Raw genomic sequence first — 2,728 nt, forward strand, 5'->3', positions numbered from 1 at the left:
ATGTCGGCGCTTGGTGCTTGCATGCGCAAATTGGTTCACCTGTGCTTCGGCGTCCTGAAAACACAAAAAAAATATCAAGCTGAGTATCAAAATGCTTGACCGGCAAGACGGTATCTACAAAACCATACGACTTACGGCCTTGCGCTTGAAACAGCGCCTCGAGCCGTGATGGCTAACCCATCAATCGAGAGAACATGTCCCGGCGAGCTGGGTCATGCCTCACATCTCAAACGTTATGTGAAAGGTAGGTAGAGAATGTCATTTATTTCTGGAATTAAGGAACCGAAAGATATGCTGTTAAAGTTAGTGAGGGAAGGTAATAGAGTAAATTTTGAGGAAAACTCAGAGAATGTAATGGATCATTTTTTCAACTTTTCTATTACAGCTCATTCCTTGCGAGACTGGTGCATCCATTTTCTTTCTCTGCAAAATAAAAAAACAACTCGATCAAGCATGGGAGAACGAAAAACATTTAGTCATAGCGAAGGATATAGCTAATTCGGTAAAACATTTAAAAATTACCATGTACACCCCAAATCTAACAGGAACCTCACCCTCAACCACTCAAAATATTGTGTTTTATTCGAATGAAAACATATCAGAAAAAATAGAAAAAGCTGAAAAAAGCACCGAATATCGAGAGTCTAAAACGCAAGAAAGTCCAAGCTTTCTTATTACCTTTGCAGATGGTACAACTGAAAATTTAACTGACTATATTATTGAAACAACAAAGCATTGGGTTAAATACTTTGACACCAATGGTATTCCTAGGTATATGGTTGATGAAAAAGGTATTTTTTTAAATAGGCTTGATTGGCATTTAATCACATAACAAGAACCTTTAGGAAGAACCTTTAGGGTCAGGTCTTACATTTGACATGAATTAATCAAAGCTGCTTTGCAAACCACTTTAAATTTTATCTCATGTAAAATGTAAGACCTGCCCCCTTACTTTGGTTGCATCTTTTTTTCGGCATCCGGACTGCGAATACGAATATGAATAACTGTGAAACAGGGGACAGACCACGATTAATTACTGTTTTCGCGGCGTGCTTATTTATTTATTTATTGTGCAGCGGTAATACGCCTAACATGGCATTCAAGCAGACTGGCCGGAACGTGCGGCTTTTTATCCAATTGCAGCGTAGGCCAGCTGCTTAATTTTGACGTTAGGCAAAAAGGACTTTCACTTGAGCTGGGAAGATACATTCAAAATATTTCTATCTGCACTTACAGCCATGGGCGGTGCTTCAATCATAATTTTCGCGATGAGCTCTTGGCTTGGTAAAGTCTGGGCTAGTCGAATATTAGAACGAGATCGACTCAAATATACAACCGTGCTTGAAGACTTAAAAACGCAAAACCAGATATCAATTGATAAACTAAATTCAAGTCTTGAAGCTGCAAACTTAAAACTTACAATTGCTTATGGCGGTATTTTTGAAAAACAATCAAATGCAATTCTTGAATTGTATTCAAAACTCCTAGAGCTTGAGCTTGGTGCAAATCCACGCAGCCTCACAGAGGCACAGAAATGGAATGATTACAAAGATCAAATTCGTGAAGCTGCAAATTTCTATCACAAACAGCGCATCCTTATTCCAAAAAGCCTCGATGAAAAAATCTTGAAAGCTATTGAGGAAGCTCATGCAATTCTTGCGGAATCCACTAGCGGACATACACCAGCAGAATTCGCACACAGATTTAGCGAAGCTAAAAATATTGCATTATTTGAAATGAGAAAATTACTTTCAGTAACAGTTTATAGCGAGCCCGCCTAACAACTGGTTCAAATCGTTCGCTTCGTTCCCTGGGGCGGGCTAAAGCCCGCCCTTTAACCAAACGTTAGGCGTTCCAAGTTCAAGGAGGGGCCATGGATAGCGAAACATACGATCAGAAGTTTGCCCAACCAAAAATCGATCAGGTAGTCAGCAGTGTTCATGCCCCTGAATTAGCAATTGGGCAACTAAAGGAAGCTCAAAAGTATTTGGTCGAGGTTCGGCAGGAGCTCCGTGAACCAAACGCGAATATTCCTAAGGTAGATGCTGCGCTTTCTGTACTGCAAGAAAGGATGAAGGGCCATCCATCTTGGAAAGAGTGGTTTCTAAAGCCGGTCGTTACTAATGTTGTAGTTGCCATCCTATCTGGCTTGGTCGGCTACGTGATTGGCAAACTTCCGTAATACGCATCTGCCATACAACACCTAACCCGGCAGTCGAGCGGAACGGCCCATAAAAAATTAGGGTCAGGTCTTGCAATCCAACAAATAGTTTCCATGGTTGTTGGATTGCAAGACCTGACGCCAGCTTCTCTTTGCGATAAAGCAGCACAGCGCCGGTTAATTTTACGTTAGGTTTACTCGAGGAAATTCATGGACATGATCCTACTATTCGGCGATCCAAACTCTGGAAAGACAACAACCATGAATTTGGTATACAGCGATCTTATTGCAAAGGGAGCAACAGTTGTCGAACCAAAAATGCAGGTCGGAGGAAATCCGTTAGATTTTGAGTGCGTCCTAAAATACCAGGAAAAATTAATCGCAATCTTCTCTATGGGAGATTATTTACATGAATGCTATTCGGCAATTATTAAGTACGCATACTGATGTAGGCTGCTAAATATGGACACCTTCAATTGAGATAAAATCATCTCTGGAGGTAAGTCATGGCAAGTCGTTATACCGCTGCATTTCGTGCAGAAGCCGTTAAATTAGTACTCGAACAAC

Annotated in this window: 4 protein-coding genes; all 4 read left to right on the forward strand. The window is 40.9% G+C overall.

Annotated elements, in window-relative coordinates; translation table 11 throughout:
• Positions 1–523: 523 nt before the first annotated feature.
• The 4 genes from R6242_RS22095 to R6242_RS22110 all read left to right on the forward strand — a co-directional run bounded on the left by R6242_RS22095 (position 524) and on the right by R6242_RS22110 (position 2,608).
• On the forward strand, positions 524–832 hold the full coding sequence (locus R6242_RS22095) for a hypothetical protein (RefSeq protein ID WP_318431032.1): 309 nt from the start codon (positions 524–526) through the stop codon (positions 830–832).
• 358 nt (positions 833–1,190) lie between these two features.
• Positions 1,191–1,781, forward strand: coding sequence for a hypothetical protein (locus tag R6242_RS22100; protein WP_318431034.1), 591 nt, complete (start codon positions 1,191–1,193; stop codon positions 1,779–1,781).
• A 92-nt stretch (positions 1,782–1,873) separates the two neighbouring features.
• Positions 1,874–2,182, forward strand: coding sequence for a hypothetical protein (locus R6242_RS22105; protein WP_318431036.1), 309 nt, complete (start codon positions 1,874–1,876; stop codon positions 2,180–2,182).
• Positions 2,183–2,371: 189 nt separating this feature from the next.
• Entirely contained in the window at positions 2,372–2,608 is a 237-nt protein-coding gene (locus R6242_RS22110) for a hypothetical protein (protein WP_318431038.1), read from the forward strand.
• Positions 2,609–2,728: the final 120 nt, after the last annotated feature.

This window comes from Iodobacter sp. CM08, from assembly GCF_033446605.1.
In the GTDB taxonomy this organism is placed as follows: domain Bacteria; phylum Pseudomonadota; class Gammaproteobacteria; order Burkholderiales; family Chitinibacteraceae; genus Iodobacter.